Consider the following 22,787-nt stretch of genomic DNA (forward strand, 5'->3'; position numbering starts at 1 on the left):
AGCTAGGTCTTGGCTGGTCCCGCCCCGGCTTTACCGTAAACCGCATCCGCACGCTTCTCGAAGGCCGCAGCGAAACGCTGGAACGCGGTGTCGAACATCGTTCCCATCAGCATCGCCAGCATCCGGCTCCTGAATTCGTAGGACAGGAAGAACCCGACATCGCAGTCGGTTTCGGATTTCGGCTCAAAGGTCCAGCGGTTTTCGAGATTGCTGAATGGGCCCTTCAGATATTCGACCATGATCTTCAGGTTCGGCCGGTCCAGCGTCACCCGACTGGTAAAGGATTCCCGCACCACCTTGAACGACACGGTCATGTCGGCGACGATGATTTCAGTGCCGTCTCCCCTCGACGTGCGCTGGCGTATCCTCAGCGACTGGCACAGCGGCACGAATTCCGGATAGCGCTCGACGTCGGCGACCAGATCGAACATCTGCGACGCGGTGTGATGGACCCGGCGCTTGCTGGAAAAGCGCGGCATCAGTGGATACTCGCCCGGTTCTGCTTGCGCGCGATTTCATTCAGATAGTCGTTCGCCTGGGTCCGGGCGGTGAAGCAAACCAGCGATTGATCGGCGCGCATCCCCCCAAAATAGTCCAGGAGCTTTGGCCGCTGTTGCCGGCGATAGGTCCAGACGTAGTGAAGGAATTTGAAGTCGATCTTTTCCGGACAGCCTTCGGCCATTTCCGGGCGAACCCGGCCATAGCTGCCGGCGATCCGCTTGATGATGCCGAGCATGCAGGTCCTGCGCGGCAGGTCGAACCAGACCACGGTGTCGCAGGCGTCGCGGCGCAGTTCGACCAGATGCGAGGCGAAATTCCCGTCCATGATCCAGCGCGGCTGGAGTGCCACCTCGGTCAAGCGCTCGCGAAACTCAGCCTTGTCGGATTCGACCCAGCCGGGCTTCCAGAACAACGCATCCAGCGACACGAAGGGAAGGCCTGTCATGTCAGACAGCCGTCGCGCAAATGTCGACTTGCCGGACCCCGACGATCCCATGACAAGAACGCGTTGCATTGGTTCGATCCGAGGCTAGCGGGCCCGTGCGAGGCGCGCCGCCTGCAGCTTGGCAAAATCCTCGCCCGCGTGGTGCGACGAGCGGGTCAAGGGGCTGGCCGACACCATCAGGAAACCCTTGGTGTAGGCGACCTTCTCGTAGCCCGCGAACTCGTCCGGGGTCACGTAGCGCATCACGGCGTGATGCTTGCGGGTCGGCTGCAGATATTGGCCGATGGTCAGGAAGTCGACCTCGGCCGAGCGCAGATCGTCCATCACCTGCAGCACCTCGTGGCGCTCCTCGCCGAGCCCGACCATGATGCCGGATTTGGTGAAGATGGTCGGATCGATCTCCTTGACCCGTTGCAACAGCCGGATCGAATGGAAGTAGCGTGCGCCCGGGCGAACGCTGAGATAGCGCGCCGGCACGGTCTCCAGATTGTGGTTGAACACGTCGGGCTTGGCCGCCGCCACCACTTCCAGCGCGCCTTCCTTGCGCAGGAAGTCCGGCGTCAGAATCTCGATGGTCGTGGTCGGGCAGCGCGCGCGGATGGCGCGGATGGTCTGCGCGAAATGCTCCGCGCCGCCATCGGCGAGATCGTCGCGATCGACCGAGGTCACCACGACATGAGCAAGTCCGAGCTTGAAGGTCGCTTCCGCGACATGTTCCGGCTCCAAAATGTCGAGCGCGCCGGGCATGCCGGTCTTGACGTTGCAGAATGCGCAAGCCCGCGTGCAGGTGTCCCCCATGATCATGAAGGTGGCGTGCTTCTTGTCCCAGCACTCGCCGATATTCGGACAGCCGGCCTCCTCGCACACCGTGACGAGGCCGTTCTCCTTCACGATCTTGCGGGTGTCGGCATAGCCGCGCGTGTTCGGCGCGCGCACCCTGATCCAGTCCGGTTTCGGCGGCGACAGCGCATCCGGCCGGTTCACCTTTTCGGGGTGACGCGGGCGCACCTGATTGACGGAGACGGTATCGACGAGGACGACCATGTTGAGTCCGGTTATGGCGAGAACATCTAGCTAATCTTTGTCACCCATCGCGGCAACCCCGGTTGCGAGAGGCCGCAATCCCGATTGCGGGAGACCGCCAATCTGGCTCGCCGAACCTAGCAGAAACGTGCAACATATTGCCAGTTTTCACCTGTTCCTCCGTGATTCCCACCTGAAAATGGCTCCAAATCCGAAGCCGGCCGATGCCGCCGCCCCTCGCCTCGGCAAGCCGCTGAAACGCTCGTTTTTTGGCCGCAGCGTGCACGAGGTCGCGCCCGACCTGATTGGGGCGACGCTCCTGGTCAATGGCGTCGGCGGTATCATCACCGAGGTCGAGGCGTACCATCACACCGATCCGGCCGCGCATTCCTTCAATGGGCCGACGCCGCGCAACCTCGTGATGTTCGGCCCGCCCGGTTTTACCTACGTCTACCGCTCCTACGGCATCCACTGGTGCGTGAATTTCGTCTGCGAAAAGGAAAGCTCGGCCAGCGCCGTGCTGATCCGCGCGCTGCAGCCGACCCACGGCCTACCCGCGATGCGCCGCCGCCGCGGCCTGCAGGAGGAGCGCGCGCTGTGTTCGGGGCCCGGCAAGCTCTGCGAGGCGCTTGGAATCACCATCAAGCACAGCGAACTGCCGCTGGATCAGCCGCCGTTCGCGTTGCATGCGCGTCCCGGCAAACCCGAGATCGTCGCCGGCGTGCGGATCGGAATTACAAAAGCGGCCGATCTGCCATGGCGCTACGGGTTGAAGGGATCGAGGTTTTTGAGCAAGCCGTTTTGACGGCCCGGCTGTGCGAACATCAACAACTGTCGTCACCCGCGAAGGCGGGTGATCCAGTACGCCGCGGCTTATCGATTTAATCATTGACGTCTCTGGAATACTGGGTCGCCCGGTCAAGCCGGGCGATGACGATTAGTTGCGTGTCGGCATTCTCGCGACGCACTACGTCCGAGGTTGTACGTCCGATGTCCCTCCAGAAATCAGAGGGCGCAGGGAATGCCGGGTGCGGTGGGTAAAAGATAGGGCTTCACGAATTACAATTATGGTGATGCGCCGCAATTCCATGGGGTGAGCTTCGCTGAGGCACGTTTATAATCAGGCCGTCATTTGAAAGGACCACCATGTCGCGTCCCGCCCGATTCCCCCGGCATTTCCCACTGACCTGTATCGCCGCCTGCGCCCTCGCCTTGTCGGCCCTGCCCTCGCGGGCCGCGCCGGACGCTCGCATCCACGAACTGGCGCAACAGGAAAAGGCCCCGCTGCTCGACACGCTGCGCGATCTCGTGAACATCGAATCCGGCAGCAAGGACGCCGAGGGCCTGGCCCGGCTGGCGGCGTTGATCGGCGAACGTTTGACCCGGCTGGGCGGCAAGGTCGAGATCGTTGAGCCGACCGACATCTACCGGATGGACGACACGCCAGAGAAGCCGGGGGCCATGGTCCACGCCGAATTCAAGGGGACCGGCGCCAAGAAGATCATGCTGATCGCCCACATGGACACCGTCTATCTGAGCGGCATGCTGAAGGACCAGCCCTTCCGCATTGACGGCGAGCGCGCCTATGGGCTGGCCATCGCCGACGACAAGCAGGGCGTAGCCCTCATCCTGCACACGATAGCGATGCTGCAAACCCTGAAGTTCCGGGATTACGGCACGCTGACCGTGCTGATCAACGGCGACGAGGAGATCAGCTCGCCGGGCTCGCGCAGCACCATCACCCGCATGGCCGGCGCGCACGACGCTGTGTTCTCCTACGAGGGCGGCGGTGAGGACGGCCGCCTGCGCCTCGCCACCAGCGGCATCGGCGCGGCGTACCTAACGGTGGACGGCAAGGCCTCGCACGCCGGCTCCGCGCCGGACAAGGGCGTGAACGCGCTGGTCGAGCTGTCCCACCAGGTGCTGCAATTGAGCGACCTGTCGCGGCGCGACCAGGGCCTGAGCCTGAACTGGACGGTCTCGCAGGCCGGCACCAACCGCAACGTGATCCCCGCACAGGCCACCGCGCAAGGCGACGCAAGGGCGCTGAAAGTATCCGATTTCACCGAGTTGGAAGCCACGCTGCAGCAACGCGTGAAGACGCAACGGCTTCCCGAGGCCAAGGTGCAGCTCCGGTTCGAGATGCGCCGCCCGCCGCTGGAAGCTACGCCCGCCTCGCGCCGTCTGGCCGCCCACGGCACCGCCATCTACCAGGAATTGGGGTTGCCGTTGAAGGTGCTCGACGTCGCCACCGGCGGCGGCACCGACGCCGCCTTCGCCGCGCTGAAGGCCACCGCCCCCGTCATCGAGGGTTTTGGCCTGAGCAGCTACGGCGCTCACTCGAACGACGCCGAATACGTCAAGCTGGAGTCAATCGTGCCGCGCCTTTATTTGTCCGCGCGAATGATCATGGACGTGTCGCAGGACAAGGTGAAGTGAGGCCGGTGCAGCGTTGGTTGCACGACGGCGACCGCCCGTAATGCCCACCTCAGGAGTAAGCGATGGCTCAGTTCCAGCCTATCGAGCCATACGAGAACGGATTGCTGGATGTGGGGGATGGCCACCAGATCTACTGGGAATGTTGCGGCAATCCCAAGGGCAAGCCCGCGCTTTTCCTGCATGGCGGTCCAGGCACGGGCTGCTCTATTGGTCAGAGAAGATTTTTCGATCCGAACGTCCACAAGGCTGTGCTGTTCGATCAGCGTGGCTCCGGCCGCAGCCTTCCACTCGCAAGTCAATTGAGCTCAAACCTGACGAGCAACACCACCTCCCACCTTATCGCAGACATCGAGAGGCTGCGCGATCTGCTCGATATCGAAAGCTGGATCATCCTGGGCCTGTCCTGGGGAACCACGCTTGGTCTTGCCTACGCACACGCTCATCCGCGACGAGTGAAAGCGATGGTACTCGGATTTGTGACCACAACATCACGCGCAGAGGTGCAGTGGATCACGGAGGACGTCAGGCGAATCTTTCCAAAGGAATGGGAACGCTTTTCCGAGGCTGTCCCCCAGCATCTGCGCAACATCCCGCTCGTCGATGCTTACGCGATCATGCTTGCTGATGCCGACGAGACCGTTCGCGATGGAGCGGCGCAGGCATGGTGCACGTGGGAGGATGCGCACGTCTCGCTCACACCGGGACATCAGCCAAATCCCCTGTTTGATGACGCGGAGTTTCGACTACGATTTGCCCGGCTGGTCACTCACTATTGGCGCCACGCCGCATTTCTCGAGGAGGATCAATTGATCCGCGACGCCTCGAGATTGAACGGCATTCCCGGCGCTCTGATCCACGGCCGTTTCGACGTCAGCGGACCGTTGTCCACGGCTTGGCACCTGCACAAACGATGGACGACCACCAGGCTGCATGTTCTTGAGGACGCCGGCCACGGCGGCGGCAATGAGTTCATGCCGTTGGTCATCAGAGCCCTGGCTGAGTTCGGGAGGTTATAGGAGTGCGGGCTACGGTCTGTGACCGCTGAATAGGAAGAGCAGCCAATGTCTGCCTTGGGTGCACTTTCTAGCCCTTCGCGGCGGATACGGGCGGTACAGGCAGAATGATTTCGGAAGCGACCTTCCAGTCCTTCCCGACGCGAAGCCAATTGATGATCATTAGAAACGGCCTGGCTGTTCCATCCTGCCCCGCATAAGAGACCGTGATGTTCATCGGCACGTAGGACTCGGCGACGTCGCGGGTCAGGCCGACAACCCTGAGCTTCGAATAATCTGGCTCGAGCACGACCGGACCGGAGCTGCCGATATCATGCAGCTTTTGATCAATCGCCTCGTTGCCCCAAAAGCCGGCCCAGTTCCCCTCGGACTGGATCGCGCTCTTGGCCACCAAGAGAGTCGAGGGCGATTGCCAGAACATCTCATGCAGAGCCTTGAAATCGTGCTTGTTGGCCAATTCCATCAGCTTGCCGAACTTCGATTTGATCGCGCTGAGGGTCGCAGCATCCAGCGGCTCTTTCCTGGCGGCGGGAGCAGATACGGCAGCGCCGCTGGAAAGAACCGAGGCGATGAGAGTGACAAGAAGTTTCTTGTACATGCAAAAATGTCCCTTTCAACGCCTGGCTCGCGTCATGACAACGCCCGTCGCGTTCCGCGATTGGTATGAATTACCCACTTCCCTCAGCCGAAGACGTCATCAGGACGTTTCAGCTTGTGCATTCGCGTAGCAAGTTGGTGATTTTCGTATCGAGAGCTCGGGCGACGGCAAGGGCTTCCGAGCTGCCATAACGCAACAGATAACTCTCCATCTTGTCATAAGAGACGTGAACGCCATCGGGACGCTCATCAACGAGCAACGTGACTGGAGCGTAGGATCCAGCATCGGGCACGTGCTTGACCATTTCCTTCATGATGAGTGGATTGCCGACCACAAGCCGTATGATCTTGGGCGTCGCGGATCCAGTTTCGCGACGCAAAATGTCGCCCAGGTCGAATTCCGCGAAGAGCATAAGGTTCGTTCGACCGAGGCCGCGTTGTACAACGCGCTCCAAATCCGGGAAGGAATTTGTCGCCCTCGTCTCCTTGAAAAAGTTGACCATGTCAGGCTGACCGATCGCAGACTTGATGGCGGCCACAATAGCCTCGAATGGTTTTGCGCTCGTGAGGCTGAAGCGTTCCACGTCGACTTTAGCGATTGTCATTTTGTCCTCCGTAACCACTCTGAGCGCGTCCGACGGCGTCTGAACGCGCCGGGATTATGCAGCCGCGGGATGCGCTTCCAGGAAGGTCCGGACGTGGCTGACGAATATCTCGTGGTACTGAAACAGGGCCCCGTGCCCTGAATCGGGATAGAGGACCAGCTGAGCGTTGCTTAGTTCCTTGAACATTGCGTAGGCGTTGTTCGCGGGCAGCATGGTGTCGTGGCTGCCGCTGACCACAAGGGCGGGTTGGCGGATCGCGCGCAGAATCGCGTGCCCGGGATCAGGTGTGGCGCACCAGGTGATCAGCGCCTTGGCCTGCGGATCGGTGACCGCGCTGCCGTTGTCAGTGTCCCGATCATCCTTGCGCACCTTCGCCCGCTTCAGGAAGGCCAAGCCGGACGACCGGCTAGCGGACGACTTCGTGAAAAACAGCGGCAGGCGGGGATCAGGCGCATCGGTTTGAGAAAACGCCTCCTGCAGCACTGCTAACAAATGTTGCTCTCCGCCTTTCGGCGCGGTGCCGACGAGAATGAGCTTCCGGACCAGCCGTTCGTGCTCGGCGGCGATCTGTTGGGCGACGCAGCCGCCGAGAGAAAAGCCCAGCAGGTCGACCTCAGAAAAGCCGAGCAGCTTGATGAAGGCGACCGCATCTCTTGCCATCGCTGCGATATTGTCAGGCGTTTGGCCGGTCGAGCGACCAACCCCAGCGTTGTCGAATGCGATGACTGGGCGGTCGGTGGCGAGAGCGTTGACGACGGCGGGGTCCCACGCATCGATATTGCCCGAGAAGTGCTGCAGCAGAACCAGCGGCGTTCCGGTAACGGGACCGAGGCGGCGATAAGCGAAGCGGATCCCGCGGCCTTCGATGTAACGGGTCGGCGCCGTTTCGAGCGTGGCGACTTCCCGGCTAGCGATGTCTAGTTGATTCATGTCATCCTCCGGATGCTTGGTATAAGATATCGAGTGGGGGGACCGATGGCGCAGCGATCGAGACCTTGCTCTAGGATGTCGCTGGCGCTTCCGCGGCTTTGACTAGCTTTCGCTATCGCAGTCCGGTGCGATCTGTATTCCTCGGAGCGAGCGTGCGCGCTCCCGACGCGAAAGCGCCGGGAGCGGTATCGTCACTTTGCGAGTGCGGCCTTTTCGATGACCTCGGCGACTTGCTTCGCGTGGACGACGAGCGAGGCATGGCTGCCGGCGACTTCCGTCGTCTGAGCCTTGATCCTGGCTGCGAACGACTTCTGGGCCTCGGGCGCCAGCACTTTGTCCTTCGTGCTGATGACATAGAAGGTCGGCTTGTCATGCCAGGCCGCAATGTCGACGGGGGCTTCGAACGCAACGTGATTCAACGGAAGCTGCGAGTTGGCGAGGTGCTCAGCGATTTCCGGAGGAAGGTCAGCCGCGACGGCCGACGGAAACACCTTGGGATCGATGTACAGATTGCCCTTCGCGTCGGGATGGATCGCTTTGCCACCTTCGGTCGGCGGGCCAGCCTTTGCCAGCGACGCCAGGGATTCACCGACCTCCGGCGCGAAGGCGGAAACATAAACCAGCGCTGAAATCTTGGGGTCGTTGCCGGCTTGCGTGATCACCACGCCGCCCCACGAGTGGCCGACCAGAACGGTCCTGCCATCCTGCTTCGCGAGCGCGTGTTTGGTGGCATCGACGTCAGCCGCGAGAGAAGTGAGCGGATTTTCCACGAGCGTGACGTTGTAGCCTTTCTTCGAGAGAATATCGGCAACGGGCTGCCAGCTCGTCTGGTCCACGAAAGCGCCGTGCACGAGCACGATGTTGTGGGCTGCTCCCTTGGGCAGATCGGCGGAATGGGCGGAGCCGACCAATGTCGATCCGGCCAGGAGTACGGTAGCGGCTGAGAGAAGGATATTTCGCATTGATTGTTCCTATGGGCATGTCGGACGAACACGGTCCGGCGGAATGGACAGGCGTTTCCAGTAAGGTCGCGGTTCTTCCATCTGCCGTCGGCGAGATGGTTGCCGCACGTGACGTCGGCCCGCCGCGACATGACCTAGTTTGCCGACCTTTCGGACGATAGAGATCAATCGTCCGGATGTTGTGTCCAATCGTCCACCGGTCTAATCTCGGCGGCATGGACATCCTCGCCCAAGTGCTCGATCGCGTTCGTCTCGGCGGGACGCTGCTCTTTCATTTCGAGCTCGGCCATCCCTGGCATCTTGAGTTGCCGCAGCGCCCTTACGCCCTGTTTCACTACCTCAGTCAGGGCTCGGCGACCCTCGCGCTCGAACAGGGAAAGGAAATCCAGATGACCGAGGGCGACTTTGTCGTCATCACACGCGGAGAGCCCCATGTGTTTTATTCGGATCGCCGGGCCGAGCCTTTGCGGATTATCGATATCGATCGATCGTCGCCGCTTCTTGGCGTCGTTCGTCACGGCACCCGTGCAAAGCCGCTCTCGACCATGATCTGCGGCAATTTCACGGTCTCACGACCGCTGTTTGGCAGCGTGCTGGAGCTACTCCCGCCCGTGCTCCTGCTGAAGCCAACGGCGGACGGTGGTTGGCTTGAAGCCATCCTGCGCCGCATGGTCAGCGAGTCCGCGCTTGAGCGTCCTGGGCAGCGCGTCGCGCTTTCACGACTGACAGAAGTGCTCTTTGTCGAGGTGCTCCGAAGCTGGATCGCGTCTCTCAGTCCCGGACAAGGGGGCTGGCTCGGGGCCATATCTGATCCGCATATCGGACCAGCGCTCAAGCTGATTCACGAAAACCCGGAGCGGCCCTGGACGCTGAGCGACCTTGGCCAACGCGTCGGGCTCGGCCGCTCGGTATTTTCGGCGCGTTTTACCAAGCTCGTTGGCCAGTCCATGCACCGTTATGTGATCGAACGCCGGATGGCGGAAGCGGCGTTCCTGCTGGAAACCAGCGATGAACCCATCGCACGAATTGCCAGCCGGGTCGGTTACGAGACAGCGGCGGCGTTTTCGAAGCTGTTCCATCGATATCACGGCCTATCACCTGGCCGGTACCGAACATCTCGACGCTCTACCAGCGGCGAAAGGCAAGGCGCCGTTCTGGAAGCAGAAGCCTTGTAGCGGCCATCCCACAGCGGGTCCGCTTATCGCACTTTTGAGACTTGCCCGCCTATCCTGAAAGTGTCCGTTCGCCGGGGTAGACCGGAAGTCGCCGTGATCCGGTCAAACCGACGCGAAGGCCCAAGACCTATCGTCATCTACTTCTCTATTGGCACCCTAGGACGCGAGTTCAGCGAAACATGCCGTTCCACGAACTGTCCACACGCGTTCATCGCGATGGACGCTTCGTAAAAGTTATCCGGTGCGGCTTCCTTGTATTGATACCAAAGATCTACAACGAGGACGTACCACCCGAATATGCGTACCCATCGATCTGCCAAGACGTTTTCAAACTCACCCCGGTCATGGCGATGAATGATGCAACAGTCACGGTTTCGGTCCATGAACTCTGCGACAGAGCGGTATTGGATGACATCTGGGGGTGGTACGCGTTCGTGAGGAGGCTTTTGTAGACTGTAAAGGATTGCTTGGCGGATCATCTCCGCATCGTCGAGATATCTTCCCTGCGCGTTGCAAACGCCAACAACATTTCGGTACACAAAGAAGCCAATAGCTAAAGTCAAAGCCGAGGCAATGACGATGATTGTCACGCGATGGATTTTCGTTCGTTCCCTCAAGATAAGACCGATCCCATGAACTGGCGCGCTCGTTGCGTCGCGTAGTACCGACACTTCGAGGTCGCGCTGCGAAGGGCAAGCGTTTTTAATGGCCGAAGTTTGCCAAGTGATTACCCAATAATGCAGGGTTGTCCTGATTTGGGGTCAATTTTACGGGCCGTGCATTGCCGCTGCGTCAAATCGGCTATTGGCACATTTGAGACATGCCGGGGCGCGCCTCCCCATCCGCAAAAGCTCACGATGCCAGCGCGGTCCGGATCATCCGCGCGAGATCGGAGCTGAGGTAAGGCTTCGGCAGCAGCAGCACGCCGGCATCGAGGCGGCCATGATGCACGATGGCGTTCTCCGTATAACCGGACGTATAAAGCACCTTGAGTTCCGGGCGTCGTTTCAGCGCCTCGGTCGCGAGCTGACGGCCGTTTAGTCCGCCGGGCATTATCACGTCGGTGAACAGCAGATCGAAGCGTTCCGGACCGTCAATGATGGCCAGCGCCTCGGCGGCATTGCCGGCGGCCATGGTGCGGTACCCGAAACGGCTGATCTGCGTCACGACGTATTCGCGGACCAACGCGTCGTCCTCGACGATCAAGATGGATTCGTCGCCGTGTTCGCCTCCCGAGATGCCAGCCTCGGCGGCCAGCGCGTCCGGGACACCCGCCGCCGCCGGCAGATAGAGCTTCACGGTGGTGCCGTGGCTCTCTTCGCTGTAGATCTTGATATGTCCGTTCGACTGTTTGACGAAACCGTAGACCATGCTGAGACCCAGCCCCGATCCCTTTCCGACCTCCTTGGTGGTGAAGAACGGTTCGAACACCTTGTCGAGCAGGCTGCCGGGGATTCCCTCCCCTGTGTCGCTCACCGCGATCATGACGTAGTTGCCCGGCTTGAGCTCGCTGGTCATGCCGGGATAGCGCTCGTCGAGCACGATATTCCTGGTTTCGAGCGTCAGCTTGCCGCCGTTCGGCATGGCGTCACGCGCATTCAGTGCGAGGTTGAGGATCGCAGTCGAGAGCTGACTGGGATCAATCAGGGCCGGAGCGGAATCGTGCGCCAGCATCGATTCGATTTCGATCTGTTCGCCGAGTGTCGGTCGCAGCAACCGCGCGGCATCGATGACCAGGGCGTTGACGTCAGTGTTGCGCGGCTGCAGCGGCTGCCGACGGCCGAAGGCCAACAGATGCCGCGTCAGGTCGGCTCCCCTCGCCGCGGCGGCGCTGATCATATCGGTGATCTGGACGAGATGCGGACGATCCTTGACCGCCTCGCTGAGGATTTCGATGGTCCCGGTGATCACGGTCAGAATGTTGTTGAAGTCGTGCGCCACACCACCGGTGAGTTGGCCGATGGCTTCCATCCTCTGCGCTTGCCGGACCTGGGTCTCGTTGGCCTCGATCTCCTGAAAACGCTTGACCATGGCCTCGGCCTTGCGCCGGTGTCGGATTTCCTCCTCAAGCGCCGCATTGGCTTGCGCAAGTTGCGTGCGTGACGGCTGCACCAGGATCCGCGGCAGCGACAGCAGCAGTGCCGCCGTGATTCCGAGCGATATCAGCGCCAGGAAGCCTTTGGTGAGGCCTTCGATGTCGTAGGCCGGCACCCACAGAGTGAGGATCGCCAGCAGGCGGGTCATCCCGCAGACCGCGACGAAGATGGCGAATATCCCGAACACGCCGCGGTACATGAGGTCGCGGCGCCGCCACACGAAGAGACCGAGGACGAACGCGGTTGCAAAGAAGCCGCCGGCGAGGATGGCGTCGGAAACGGCATTCAGCCAGATCAATTCCGGCTTCCACTGCAAGCACGCGCCATGCGGGTTGAGCGTCGACATGTTCAGAATACCCTATTCAAATTGAAGCAGCGTGATTTTTCCGTCCTCTTATCGCATCGTTGCAAGCTGTACCGCGAGCGCACACGCCCGGTCGTACTCGTCGAGATTGATCCACTCGTCGATCGTGTGCGGCTCGTTCTGCCCTGCGCCGAAGGTCACGGTCGGAACACCGTGGCGGACCATCCAGTTTGCATCCAACCCGCCATTCGCGGCGCGGATGGTCGGCACCCCACCGATGCCGGACACGGCCGCGACCGCGCGCTTGACCACGGGCAGACTTTCCTTCATGCGGAACGGATAATAGTCGGTCTCGGCCTTGAACTTGACGCGGCCCGACTTGCCATCGCTGTTCCTGACGCGCTTTGCGGCCTTCTCGAATGCCGCCTTGTAGGCCTTGGTGATCTCCTTGAAGAACTTGTTGTCGTGGCTACGGCTTTCGCCGCGCACGTGCACATAGTCGGTGACGACGTTGGTGGCGTCTCCGGCCGGCCGGCCGTCACCGCCGGTGACGGGGCCGACATTGCTCGTGCCCTGCCGCTTGCCCTTCACCACCTTGCCGAACCAGCCACCGGCCTTCACGTCGGCGAGCGCGAGCGCAAGGATCATGGTCGAACTGATGCCGCGCTCCGGTGCGACGCCGGCATGCGAGGCGCGGCCGAAAATCTCGACCTGCCAGCGATCCGCGCCGACGGCGCCGATGGTGACATTGGAGGCAGCGCCGCCGTCGTAGTTGAAGGCCATGACCGGAGAGCCGAGATCCGCCGTCCTGACGTGGCGCGCCCCCCATAGCCCGCTCTCCTCCCGCACGCAGAACAGGAGCGTGATCGGCGGATGATCAAGCTTCTGCTTTGCAAGCTCGGCCGCCAGCGTGACGAGAACGCCGCAGCCGGCGCGGTTGTCGCCGCCAAGCGCGGTCTTCGCCTCATTGACGATTTTACGCCCCCTCAGCTTCGGCTTCGCTCCGGCGCACAGCGGCACGGTGTCCATGTGCGTCATGAACATGATCCGCGGCTGGTTGTGCAGCGCGCCGCGACCGGGCAGATCGACAATGAGGTTGCCGGTCTCCGTCGGCACAGGAATGCGCGTGTTGGCGTCGTCGAGGCGGATCGCGTCCGCCGGCACGCCGCTTTCTTGCAGCGCCGCACTGAGCTCGCGCCCTATCGCGGCCTCCTTTCCGGTCACGCCTTCGACGGCGAGGAAGCGCATGAGGCGGTCAGTGGCGGAGTTGGCGTCGACAGGCATGACAGATCCTTTGATGAGCAGAGGTTGTGAGCATCCTTCGCGGCGCCTTGCTACGCAAGGCTCCTCAAAGCGCCTGCTGAGGGTAATTTGGCCGCCGAGAGCAGACCAGGTCTCTTGACGTTCACCGGCCAGAACTTGTCTGGCCTCGATGACCTAAGGTGCAGTCCAGCAGGGCTGGTCCGCGGTCTCCGCGCAGCGCCACTGCCGGCAACCTGAAAGCTCAATGGCGCGTCAAGTAGGTTACGCAAATTGCCGCTTCGCTGGCGGCGGACGGAGTGCACCGTCACCGCAATTCGCGCACTATCGGCAGCCGCTTCAGATGGCGCGATGGCAAACCGCCTCGACCTTGTTGCCGTCGGGATCGCGCAGGAACGCACCGTAATAAGCGGCATGATAGTGGCGCAGGCCGGGTGGCCCGTCGTCGGCGCCGCCGGCGGCGATACCCGCGTGCCAGAACGCGTCCACCTCGCTTCGCGACTTGGCCTTGAAGCACCAATGCCGGCTGGTGGCCTCGTCCGGTTTCGCACCCCTGTAGATGGCGATGTAGACACGATCCGGATGGTCAGCGTCGGCCCGCTCGCCATAGCCGAGCCAGCGGTCGCTGCGGCCGACCTTGACGATTTCGAGCGCGTTCATGATCGCGTCATAGAAGCGCTCGGCTGCGGCGAAATCTGAAACCGTGATGGAGACGTGGTCCAGCATTAATCAGTCCCCGAACATGACCGAGATTGCCTCAGCCGTCATTGCGAGGAACTCACGACAAAATTGCAAAGCAATCTTGCGCTGGAGCGACGAAGCAATCCATACCTCGCGGGACGATGGATTGCTGAGGCTCCGCTACGACGCGTTCTTCAGCCGCTCCAGTGCTTCGATAATCTTCGCCTTCCGCTCAACCGCCGCCTCGCGCTTTTCCTTTTCCTCTTCTACGATCTCCTCGGGCGCATTCGCCACGAATTTCTCGTTGGAGAGTTTGGCGTCGACGCGCTTGATGTCGGCGTCGGCTTTGACGATTTCCTTGTCGAGCCGGGCTTTTTCGGCGGAGAGGTCGATGACGCCCTTCAGCGGCAGCGCCACCACCTCGCCGCGCACGAGCAACTGCACCGCGCCTTCCGGCGGTCGATCGGCGAAAGAAATATCCGCCAGACGCGCCAGGCGTTTCACGGTGTCGTTCCAGCGCTGTGCGCGCTCTTTGGTTTCCGTGGACGCACCCGACAGCACCAGCGGGATCAACGTGGCCGGCGGGATGTTCATTTCCGAGCGCAACGAGCGGATGGCGGTGACGAGATCGACCACCCAGCCGATTTCGGCCTCGGCCGCGGGGTCGCTGAAATCGCCGGCGTCGAGTGCGGCCATCACAGGCGCGATCAGCGGGTCACCAGGTCCTGCCAGCGCCATCGCAGCGATCTGTTCGGCGGTCACCGAGCTCGCCTTGCGCGGCCATTCGGCAAGCACCAGCAGGCCGTCGCGCTTCGCCGTCACCGCCCAGAGCTCTTCGGTGATGAAGGGCATGAACGGGTGCAATAGCTTGAGGATCTCGTCGCGCGCCCAGGCGGTCATGGCGCGGGTCTCGGCTTTCGCCGCGCCCTCCTCGCCCATCAGCACGGGCTTTGCGAGTTCGACATACCAGTCGCAATAGACGTTCCAGACGAAGCGGTAGATCGCATTCGCCGCATCGTTGAAGCGATAGCCCTCGATCGCTTCGGTCACCTCGCGCGTGGCGCGCGACGTTTCATGCGCGATCCAGCGGTTCAGCGTCTCCTTTGCCGCTGTCGGATCGAAGCCCGCGGGCTGCGCGCAGCCGTTCATCTCGGCGAAACGGCAGGCGTTCCAGAGCTTGGTCGCGAAATTGCGATTGGTTTCGACGAGCTGCGGCGACAGCTTGATGTCGTGGCTTTGGGCCGCGCCGCGCGCCAGCGCGAAGCGCAGCGCGTCCGCGCCAAAGTCGTCGATGACGCCCAGGGGATCGATGACGTTGCCTTTCGACTTCGACATCTTCGCGCCCTTCTCGTCGCGAACCAGGCGGTGGATGTAGACGGTCGAGAACGGCGCGTCCTTCATGAAGTGCAGGCCCATCATCATCATCCGGGCGACCCAGAAGAAGATGATGTCCCACCCCGTGACGAGGACGTTGGTCGGGTAATAGCGCTTCACTTCGCTGGTGTCGTCCGGCCAGCCGAGCGTCGAGAACGGCCACAGCCCCGACGAGAACCAGGTGTCGAGCACGTCCTCATCGCGGATAATAAATCCTTCGCGCTTCGACGGATCGCGGGCCATCTCGGCCCCCTGCTCTTCCGTGATGACTTCCTGCTCGACGTAATAGCCGAGCGCGTTGCCGACGGCTTCCTCTTCGGTCTCGGCGACGAACACCTTGCCGTCGGGTCCGTACCATGCCGGGATCTGGTGGCCCCACCAGAGCTGGCGCGAGATGCACCAGGGCTGGATGTTCTCCATCCACTCGAAATAGGTCTTTTCCCAATTCTTCGGCACGAACTCGGTCGCACCCGAGCGCACGGCCGCGATCGCCGGCTGCGCCATGGTCTTGGCGTCGACATACCACTGGTCGGTCAGATAGGGCTCAATCACGACGCCGGAGCGGTCGCCATGCGGCACCATGTGCGTGTTCGGCTCGATCTTTTCCAGGAAGCCAAAGTCCTCCAGCCGCGCCACGATCGTCTTGCGCGCGGAGAAGCGGTCGACGTTGTGCAGCTCTTCCGCAAGCTGGCTTGCGCCTTCAGGCAATGCGCGCAGATAATCCTCGTTGTCGACGAGCGCCATGCAGCCCTCGCGATCGAACACGTTGATCTGTGGCAGGCCATGCCGCTTGCCGACCTCAAAATCGTTGAAGTCATGCGCCGGGGTGATCTTGACCGCGCCGGATCCCTTCTCGGGATCGGCGTAGTCGTCACCGATGATCGGGATGCGGCGGCCGACCAGTGGCAGGATGACGTGCTGGCCGATCAGGTGCCCGATCCGTTCATTGTCCGGATGGATGGCAACGGCGGTGTCGCCGAGCATCGTCTCGGGCCGCGTCGTCGCCACGACGACAAAGGTCGAGGGATCGTCGGGGCTGAACGTCTTGCCTTCGATCGGATAGCGCAGATACCAGAGATTGCCCTTGACCTCGACCTGCTGCACTTCGAGATCGGAGATCGCGGTGAGCAGTTTCGGGTCCCAGTTCACCAGCCGCTTGTCTTTGTAGATCAGGCCTTCGCGGTGCAGTTCGACGAACACCTTCACGACCGCGCGCGACAACCCCTCGTCCATGGTGAAGCGTTCGCGCGACCAGTCGCAGGACGCGCCGAGGCGCTTCAACTGATTGACGATGACGCCGCCGCTCTCCGCCTTCCACTGCCAGACGCGTTCGAGGAATTTGGCGCGGCCCATGTCGCGCCGGCCCGGCTCCTGCCGCTCCATCAATTGCCGCTCGACCACCATCTGGGTCGCGATGCCGGCGTGGTCGGTGCCGGGCTGCCACAGCACGTCGCGGCCGCGCATGCGCTCGAAGCGGCAGAGAATGTCCTGCAGTGTGTTGTTCAGCGCGTGGCCCATATGCAGCGAGCCCGTCACGTTCGGCGGCGGGATCACGATGGTGAACGGCGCGGCGTCTTTCCGTTCCGGGCGGCCGGCCTTGAACGCGCCGCTCTCCTCCCAGATCCGGGACATGCGGCTTTCGATATCGGCGGGCTGGTAGTTTTTCTCGATCATGGCACTGCAACTGGGATGGTGGGGGCGCTCTTGAGCAAATCCGTCGCCGGTCCGCTCAAAGAACGTAAATTAAATCAACGTGGTAGCGCCCGGTTTGGATGCGATCGGCGCCGGGCCGCCCCTAGAAAGCCGCCACAGCGCCGCAAGTCAACCTGACAACGCCCATCTCAGGGGGTGGAGGCCGCAGTCGTGCCGGCTGGAACGGCTCAAGTCGCCAAATTGTGGCCGGTTGAACGGCCCCGCGGTTACCGCCCGCCGCGCGAAACCCGTTCGATTTCGGCCTTGACGATCCGCTCCACCAATCCCGGCAGATTGTCATCGAGCCAGGACTTCAGCATTGGCCGCAGCATTTCCTTGACCAGATCTTCCAGCGTCCGCGCATTGTTGCTCAGCACGGTATTGGCCAGCGAATGGAAGGCGGATTCGACCGCGGAGACGGTCGAATGCGATAAAATTGGTCGTGCTGGCGCAGCGCTCTCGAACGGCGGCTCATAGGCCGGCTGGCGACGTGACGCCTTGGCTTCGGTAAATTCGATGTCGTCCTGCGGTTCGACCTTGTTGAATGTTGCCGCCGCCGGTGCCGGCTCCGGCAATGCCATCTCATCGGTGAGTTCGAACACGTCGGCTTCGGGCTCGGGTTGCGCCGGCCTGATGTCCGCCTCGGGCGTCGCCGCGTCGAGGCTCGCCAGCATCGCGTCGATGTCGTCCTGGTTGTTGCTGGCGACCGGTTCGGGCGCAGGCGGCGGTGGCGCAGGCGCTGGCTTCGGCGCGGGGGGAGCCGGTTTCGGCGCCGGCGCAATCGCTGACGGCGGGATATCCTTCATGACGGCCGGCTTCGCGGCGGCCGGCGCGCTCGCCGGCTTTTCAGCAGCAGCAGGCTTGGCCTCGTCGTCGGCTATGATGCGACGGATCGACGCCAGAATCTCCTCCATCGAGGGCTCTTGGACCTTTGCAGGTTGCGTCATTTCCGACTCCACATCGAAACCATTTTACACCAAAGCCACGAAGGAATTGCCGGTTCCGGATATGCAGGCCGGGATTTTCATCGCACAAGCCCGACTTGTCCCCAGATCAAGCCCCACCCGCGGCACCGCGCGCAGGGTCCTGCTCCCCTCAAAACGACCCCGACGCGCGTCCGTGAGACGCAAAGACGCAGGCCACGAATCGTTCAGCTCGCCCCAGAAAAGGTACGTCATCGCCACAATTGATTGCAAGCAAAGTGCCCGGCGCTTCAGGCGCCGGGCGACGATTTCATCCCGCCTGTGCGGAAATTGACTCGGAGATCAGCGGCCGTCGGGTGTGCGAACGCCGGCCCAGCTATCGCGCACCTGATGATAGTGGACGCTCGGGTCGTAGACCGTGGTCGGCAGGTTGAGCACCTGCGGCGACAGCCGTCCGATCGTATTCAGAACCGAGTACGACGCCACCACGCGATCGTGCTGCGCGGTGACGAGCGCGACCCGCGCGTTGACCAGCGCCTGCTGCGCGTTCAGCACGTCGAGAGTGGTGCGCTGTCCGGCCTTGGCTTCCTCGCGCACGCCGTTCAATGCGATTTCGGACGCCGTCACCTGCGACTGGGCGGACTGCACCTGCGCCTTGCCGGCCACCAGCTGTCCCCATGCGGTAACGACGTTGGCACGGGTCTGGTCACGGGTCTGGTCGAGAACGAGGCGCTGCTGCGCCGCCGTTTCCTTGGACTGGCGGATCAGCGAATATTCAGCGCCGCCCTGATAGATTGGAACGTTGAGTTGCGCGATCGCGGACGCGCCGAACGACCTGAATTGTACCTGGCTCTGCTCATATGTCTGCTGCACCGAGGCCTGAAGCGTGACGGACGGCAACAGCGCGCCTTCGGCCACCTTGATCTGAAGAAAGCTGACGTCGATGCCGAACATCGCCGCGGTGACGTTCGGATTTAGCGTCAGGCCAAGTTCGACGGCGGCCGGCAGTGTCGACGGCAGGAAGCGGTCGACCGGCGAGCCCGGCGCAAGGGCTTCCGGCTCGTTGCCGATGATTCGTCGGAAGTTCGAGCGCGTCGTCACCAGATTGGCTTCCGCGGTCAGGAGCTGCGTCCTGCCGGCGGCGAGCTGCGCTTCCGACTGCGCAACGTCGGTGCGCGTGACTTCGCCAACATTGAAGCGGTCGCGCGTCTGTTTCAGCGTCTGCTCTAGCACGCGAACGTTGCTCTTCTGCACCTCGACGATCGCGGCATCGCGCAGATAATCCATGTAGATCGTGGCGCCACTGAGCAAGACGGCCTGTTCGAGTGAGCGCAAGGCTTCGCGCGCGCCGGAAACCTGGCCCTCAGCTGCTCTGGTCCTGTTCGCGGTCTGCTGGCCGTTGAACAGCGTCTGCGTGATGGTCGCGCCGACGCTGCGCGGCGGATTGGCGCCGTGAATAGGGGTCTTGACGAGCTGTGTGGCAGTGCCGCCCTGCGTGCTCAGCGTATCCGTATATTGATAGCCCGCACTCGCCGTGACCGCGACCTTCGGGCGGTAGCCCGAGAGCGCCTGCGGCACATTCTCGTCGGTGATACGCACCTGCGCACGCTGCGCGTTGAGCTGCGGATTGTTCTGATAGGCGCGCACCAGCGCTGCCTCGATCGTGTCGGCCAAAACGGGCGTTGAGCCCAAGCATACCAATAGAAGGGCCGAAGCCGCAGCTCCGGTAAATTCCTTCACCCCACGCATCCCAAGCAATCCAATCATTTTTGGTCGCCGGCCAATGACCATGATCGCACATGATCCTTAACCAGACGTCGCTTCACCCGAAGTGAGTCCCGGCTCACCTTATTCTGCACTCAGGCTGGACGAAACCACCCAGCAAGCGAACGCCAACGAAACTCTTCACGTGGGGCAATCCGGCCACACTTCTGATTTCGAAGAGGATTTAGCCGGCCCCGGAGGGCGAATATTGGGCGTGGACGGGGCGAAACACTAGAAAACGAAGGCCGGAACGAGTTCCATGCCGGGCAGTACCGGGGCAGCGGCATCGAACAGCGTCCGGTGACCGAAATCGCCGTGCGAAGCGGTCACGATGGTGGCCCGCGCCGGCCGCGATGTCGCAAAAACGCCCACCAAACGGCCGCCACTGCGCAATTGCCTGTAGAGCTGCTCCGGCACGATCTCGGTTGCACCGTTCAGCACGATGACATCGTAGGGCGCCTTCGTCGCGTCTCCATCAACCGGCGCCGCGGGGCGGACCGTCACGTCTCCACAGCCATTGCTGGCCAGGCTAGCCTGCGCCTTCGCCGCCAGCGCCGAATCGCTCTCGGTCGCAGTGACCTGGGGGGCGAATCGGGCAATCACGGCGGCGGCGTATCCGGTGGCGCAGCCGACCACCAGGACGCGGTCGGTCCCCTTGATCTCAGCCGCCTGCAGCAGCTTCGCCAGCACCGCCGGCTTGATCAGGAATCGCTTGGCCGCGCCGCCTTCGCTGACATCGAGATCGAGGTCCAGATAGGCCAGGGCCTGCTTGTTTTCGGGAACGAAGGCCTCGCGCGGCACCGCCAGCATGGCATCGAGAATGCGGATATCGGTCACGTCGCTCGGACGCACCTGACCATCGACCATTTTCTGGCGCGCGGTCGCAAAACCGGACATAGGCAAAGACCCTGAGAGCATGCGGCGTGGCCGCAAGAGAACTGGAGCTGAAAGCGGGTCATCTTTGGTACAAGCGCCGGCAAAACGCAACATGCGGGCGCCTGTTGCCGAGCCGCCGCCGGAAGTGCGGGAAGCCGCCTACTCGATCGTCACAGCGAGTCGGGCGATCAGCCGCGCGACCTCATCCAGATGCGCGGTATCATGCTCCTCAATGGCTTGCGCGAGCCGAAGCAGGCATTCATCGTCACTCATGGCGGGAATGTCGCTTGGAACAATCGAAGGTACGGTGCGGGTCAGGTCTTCAATGGCTGGCATCGAATCAGCTCCCATGAAACCGGCACGACCGAGCCTTTTGGGCGATTGAGTCGAATTGGCGGCTCGATCCATCACACTTCTGTATGACGAAACTGCACGGGCTGGGTTCCAGCTACCGTCGCCCTGGAGGCGAAAATCGCGACAAATTGTTGTAGCGCAGAGGCTTTCCGGCCCCGCCTCAAGCAGGAGCGCAGCCAGTGATTTGGTCCTTTGCAAGCCCGAAAGGCTTTGTTATACGCTGCCCGCTCGCGAACCTTTGTTCGCCTGTTCCTCGGTAGCTCAGCGGTAGAGCATTCGACTGTTAATCGAATGGTCGCTGGTTCGAATCCAGCCCGGGGAGCCAAACCATATCAATCACTTAGCAAGTGATCTCCTCCCCTAATATTAGTCCATATTTTTTGCCTGCAACACTCCCTGCACACTTTAGCCGGGGCGTGGCATGGACACCGATACCATCGCCCTGATCGTGCAAATTGCAGTCGCTGCTGTTTTGATCGCGGCAAAGCTGTCCCGGCGCAGGAAGTACCCGCCTGGATAGCTGGCCGAGCCGTGTAGGAACGATCGCTGAGCAATGTAATTGAATCCGCGCTCAGCAGGCGCGCACCATGAACAACACGGATCAAGAGACTGTATTGCGAGCCATGGAGGATGCCAGGCGCATCCTCGGAGAATACATCGCGCTAGGCCCACGAGACGCCACGCAAATAGTGCACCGGCTCATCGCGGTCCTCGATAGAGATGAGGTTGTCCACGCTCTCGATCGAATGAAAAAGCGCCGGACTCTTCGCCTTGTGGAATAGAAGTCCGCCGGGTTTGAAAAGGCGGCTCAAGGCACGACGGGTCCAAGCTTGGGGTGATTTTTGGCGGAATTGGGCACCTCGAATCCCGGTGACTGGTCAGATGAAGCTCGGCCTTTCCGTGTTCATTCTCGCTTCAAGCTTGCTTGCAGGTTGTGCGAGCACGGGCAGCAACCCTGTGGCGGACATGCCAGCGTGGATGGGCGGGCTGCCAGCCGACGCGCCCCCGAGACGTGGCACCCCGGCCTACGATGCGTGGCAAGCCGGGCGAGCCAAAGAGGCTGCCCGCCCAAAGGGAACGGATACCGCTCGTTGACACGGACGAACACCGCATTTCGCTTAACCGAGCCGTTAGGCTTGTTGAGAAACTGATCGCGATTGCCTAGCGCCTTCTCTACTGATCGATCACAACGGTCGCCTAGACTGTTGGTAACATCAATTGTTGCCCCATTACGCCTCATGAAACCGGTGCTCCGTACCCCACTCTTCCTTGGGGGGCCGCCATGGAGCTATTTCGAGCTGAGACGATTGCCACCGTTCAGGACCAATCAAACCATGACTGCCGGTTCTGCGGAGGAAGGCTCACTCTCCTCAAAACGATCATGGAATCCGAAAGCGGTGTCGTCATTCATATATTTGAATGCGGGCAGTGCGGCGACCGAGTTTGGAGTGAATAGGCGGCCCAACGCATGACACTTTCAGATGACTTACGCCGGGCCAGGACCGCCTTCGCGCCATGCTTGTCATCTTGGCGGTGGCGCTAGTCTGGCACGCGATGGGATCACTGTGGGATCGCCCCATTGCGCGTCATAGCGCATGGAATCGAAAAGGGCCGCATTGGCGCGACCCTTGGCCGGTTAAATTTGAACGGGATGAAAAGCAGCCCCGGCAAGAGCCACTCTACAGTTTTCCACAGGCTAGAGTATCCGTAAGAACACGGCGTTACGACACCAGGAATTCGAAAGCCGCCCCTAATCCGGGGCGGCTTTTGTTT

At 61.9% G+C, this 22,787-nt stretch carries 20 protein-coding genes and 1 tRNA gene; 5 read left to right on the top strand and 16 right to left on the bottom strand.

Translation table 11 applies throughout. From position 1 onward, the window contains the following. Positions 1-2 precede the first annotated feature (2 nt). The 3 genes from ACVWVY_RS28675 to lipA are packed head-to-tail and all read right to left on the bottom strand — an operon-like array spanning position 3 to position 1,990. A complete protein-coding gene (locus tag ACVWVY_RS28675) occupies positions 3-479 on the bottom strand; it encodes a type II toxin-antitoxin system RatA family toxin (RefSeq protein ID WP_456629517.1) in 477 nt (158 codons plus the stop codon). Then, a complete protein-coding gene (locus ACVWVY_RS28680) occupies positions 479-1,015 on the bottom strand; it encodes a DNA topology modulation protein (protein WP_456629518.1) in 537 nt (178 codons plus the stop codon). Before ACVWVY_RS28680 ends, ACVWVY_RS28675 begins: the two co-directional genes overlap by 1 nt. A gap of 15 nt (positions 1,016-1,030) precedes the next feature. Continuing rightward, positions 1,031-1,990: a lipoyl synthase gene (lipA, locus tag ACVWVY_RS28685; protein ID WP_456629519.1), complete on the bottom strand. Its 960-nt coding sequence runs from the start codon at positions 1,988-1,990 to the stop codon at positions 1,031-1,033. A 178-nt stretch (positions 1,991-2,168) separates the two neighbouring features. Here lipA and ACVWVY_RS28690 point away from each other — a divergent pair, with 178 nt between their 5' ends. The 3 genes from ACVWVY_RS28690 (at position 2,169) to pip (ending at position 5,424) form a co-directional block, all read left to right on the top strand. Further along, on the top strand, positions 2,169-2,774 hold the full coding sequence (locus ACVWVY_RS28690) for a DNA-3-methyladenine glycosylase (RefSeq protein ID WP_456629520.1): 606 nt from the start codon (positions 2,169-2,171) through the stop codon (positions 2,772-2,774). 341 nt (positions 2,775-3,115) lie between these two features. Then, positions 3,116-4,408 (top strand): M20/M25/M40 family metallo-hydrolase, encoded by a 1,293-nt coding sequence (locus tag ACVWVY_RS28695; protein ID WP_456629521.1) that lies wholly within the window; start codon positions 3,116-3,118, stop codon positions 4,406-4,408. A 62-nt stretch (positions 4,409-4,470) separates the two neighbouring features. Then, the gene (gene pip, locus ACVWVY_RS28700; RefSeq protein WP_456629522.1) at positions 4,471-5,424 is read left to right on the top strand and encodes a prolyl aminopeptidase; all 954 of its coding nucleotides are present in this window, start codon (positions 4,471-4,473) and stop codon (positions 5,422-5,424) included. Between the two features lie 67 nt (positions 5,425-5,491). Here the strand turns inward: pip and ACVWVY_RS28705 are convergent, their stop codons facing one another. From ACVWVY_RS28705 to ACVWVY_RS28720, 4 genes are all read right to left on the bottom strand, one after another. After that, positions 5,492-6,019: a hypothetical protein gene (locus ACVWVY_RS28705; protein ID WP_456629523.1), complete on the bottom strand. Its 528-nt coding sequence runs from the start codon at positions 6,017-6,019 to the stop codon at positions 5,492-5,494. Between the two features lie 109 nt (positions 6,020-6,128). Further along, positions 6,129-6,623, bottom strand: coding sequence for a DUF302 domain-containing protein (locus ACVWVY_RS28710; RefSeq protein ID WP_456629524.1), 495 nt, complete (start codon positions 6,621-6,623; stop codon positions 6,129-6,131). 54 nt (positions 6,624-6,677) lie between these two features. Further along, positions 6,678-7,553 carry an alpha/beta fold hydrolase gene (locus ACVWVY_RS28715; RefSeq protein ID WP_456629525.1) on the bottom strand — a complete coding sequence of 292 codons (876 nt, stop codon included), beginning with the start codon at positions 7,551-7,553 and terminating at the stop codon, positions 6,678-6,680. 191 nt (positions 7,554-7,744) lie between these two features. Then, the gene (locus ACVWVY_RS28720) at positions 7,745-8,515 is read right to left on the bottom strand and encodes an alpha/beta fold hydrolase (protein WP_456629526.1); all 771 of its coding nucleotides are present in this window, start codon (positions 8,513-8,515) and stop codon (positions 7,745-7,747) included. 215 nt (positions 8,516-8,730) lie between these two features. Between ACVWVY_RS28720 and ACVWVY_RS28725 the strand changes: the two genes are divergently transcribed. Next, complete coding sequence (locus ACVWVY_RS28725) at positions 8,731-9,690, top strand: cupin domain-containing protein (protein ID WP_456629527.1); 960 nt, start codon at positions 8,731-8,733, stop codon at positions 9,688-9,690. Positions 9,691-9,827: 137 nt separating this feature from the next. On the opposite strand, the gene ACVWVY_RS28730 is transcribed toward ACVWVY_RS28725, so the two are convergent. The 9 genes from ACVWVY_RS28730 to ACVWVY_RS28770 all read right to left on the bottom strand — a co-directional run bounded on the left by ACVWVY_RS28730 (position 9,828) and on the right by ACVWVY_RS28770 (position 21,068). Continuing rightward, a complete protein-coding gene (locus ACVWVY_RS28730) occupies positions 9,828-10,280 on the bottom strand; it encodes a hypothetical protein (RefSeq protein WP_456629528.1) in 453 nt (150 codons plus the stop codon). A 262-nt stretch (positions 10,281-10,542) separates the two neighbouring features. Then, complete coding sequence (locus ACVWVY_RS28735; RefSeq protein WP_456629529.1) at positions 10,543-12,132, bottom strand: ATP-binding protein; 1,590 nt, start codon at positions 12,130-12,132, stop codon at positions 10,543-10,545. 48 nt (positions 12,133-12,180) lie between these two features. After that, on the bottom strand, positions 12,181-13,374 hold the full coding sequence (locus ACVWVY_RS28740) for a M20/M25/M40 family metallo-hydrolase (protein WP_456629530.1): 1,194 nt from the start codon (positions 13,372-13,374) through the stop codon (positions 12,181-12,183). Between the two features lie 315 nt (positions 13,375-13,689). Then, complete coding sequence (locus tag ACVWVY_RS28745) at positions 13,690-14,076, bottom strand: VOC family protein (RefSeq protein ID WP_456629531.1); 387 nt, start codon at positions 14,074-14,076, stop codon at positions 13,690-13,692. A 135-nt stretch (positions 14,077-14,211) separates the two neighbouring features. Continuing rightward, on the bottom strand, positions 14,212-17,079 hold the full coding sequence (locus tag ACVWVY_RS28750; RefSeq protein WP_456629532.1) for a valine--tRNA ligase: 2,868 nt from the start codon (positions 17,077-17,079) through the stop codon (positions 14,212-14,214). A gap of 245 nt (positions 17,080-17,324) precedes the next feature. After that, a complete protein-coding gene (locus tag ACVWVY_RS28755; protein WP_456629533.1) occupies positions 17,325-18,044 on the bottom strand; it encodes a PopZ family protein in 720 nt (239 codons plus the stop codon). A 318-nt stretch (positions 18,045-18,362) separates the two neighbouring features. Continuing rightward, positions 18,363-19,769 carry a TolC family outer membrane protein gene (locus tag ACVWVY_RS28760; protein ID WP_456632332.1) on the bottom strand — a complete coding sequence of 469 codons (1,407 nt, stop codon included), beginning with the start codon at positions 19,767-19,769 and terminating at the stop codon, positions 18,363-18,365. Between the two features lie 246 nt (positions 19,770-20,015). Further along, positions 20,016-20,681, bottom strand: coding sequence for a protein-L-isoaspartate O-methyltransferase family protein (locus ACVWVY_RS28765; RefSeq protein ID WP_456629534.1), 666 nt, complete (start codon positions 20,679-20,681; stop codon positions 20,016-20,018). 138 nt (positions 20,682-20,819) lie between these two features. After that, positions 20,820-21,068, bottom strand: coding sequence for a hypothetical protein (locus ACVWVY_RS28770; RefSeq protein WP_456629535.1), 249 nt, complete (start codon positions 21,066-21,068; stop codon positions 20,820-20,822). 196 nt (positions 21,069-21,264) lie between these two features. On the opposite strand from ACVWVY_RS28770, the gene ACVWVY_RS28775 reads away from it, so the two are divergent. Continuing rightward, positions 21,265-21,339: transfer RNA gene (locus tag ACVWVY_RS28775), tRNA-Asn, on the top strand. The last annotated feature ends 1,448 nt before the right edge of the window (positions 21,340-22,787 follow it).

This window comes from Bradyrhizobium sp. URHC0002 (assembly GCF_054059515.1).